Raw genomic sequence first — 1,011 nt, 5'->3', positions numbered from 1 at the left:
AACAGAGATTAAACTGAAGAGTTTGATCCTGGCTCAGATTGAACGCTGGCGGCATGCTTTACACATGCAAGTCGAACGGCAGCGCGGGGCAACCTGGCGGCGAGTGGCGAACGGGTGAGTAATATATCGGAACGTACCCAAGAGTGGGGGATAACGTAGCGAAAGTTACGCTAATACCGCATACGATCTATGGATGAAAGTGGGGGACCTTCGGGCCTCATGCTCCTGGAGCGGCCGATATCTGATTAGCTAGTTGGTAGGGTAAAGGCCTACCAAGGCAACGATCAGTAGCTGGTCTGAGAGGACGACCAGCCACACTGGAACTGAGACACGGTCCAGACTCCTACGGGAGGCAGCAGTGGGGAATTTTGGACAATGGGCGCAAGCCTGATCCAGCAATGCCGCGTGAGTGAAGAAGGCCTTCGGGTTGTAAAGCTCTTTTGTCAGGGAAGAAACGGCTGAGGTTAATACCTTTGGCTAATGACGGTACCTGAAGAATAAGCACCGGCTAACTACGTGCCAGCAGCCGCGGTAATACGTAGGGTGCAAGCGTTAATCGGAATTACTGGGCGTAAAGCGTGCGCAGGCGGTTTTGTAAGTTTGTCGTGAAAGCCCCGGGCTCAACCTGGGAATGGCGATGAAGACTGCAAGGCTTGAATCTGGCAGAGGGGGGTAGAATTCCACGTGTAGCAGTGAAATGCGTAGAGATGTGGAGGAACACCGATGGCGAAGGCAGCCCCCTGGGTCAAGATTGACGCTCATGCACGAAAGCGTGGGGAGCAAACAGGATTAGATACCCTGGTAGTCCACGCCCTAAACGATGTCTACTAGTTGTCGGGTTTTAATTAACTTGGTAACGCAGCTAACGCGTGAAGTAGACCGCCTGGGGAGTACGGTCGCAAGATTAAAACTCAAAGGAATTGACGGGGACCCGCACAAGCGGTGGATGATGTGGATTAATTCGATGCAACGCGAAAAACCTTACCTACCCTTGACATGTCAGGAAGGCCG

At 52.8% G+C, this 1,011-nt stretch carries 1 rRNA gene; it reads left to right on the top strand.

What is annotated here, in order from left to right:
• Positions 1-10: 10 nt before the first annotated feature.
• A 16S ribosomal RNA gene (locus tag AC3XQU_RS22695) occupies positions 11-1,011 on the top strand; the annotation flags it as partial.

The organism is Telluria sp. AZSoR62, from assembly GCF_058111565.1.
This window is presented reverse-complemented; position numbering and strand designations above follow the sequence as displayed.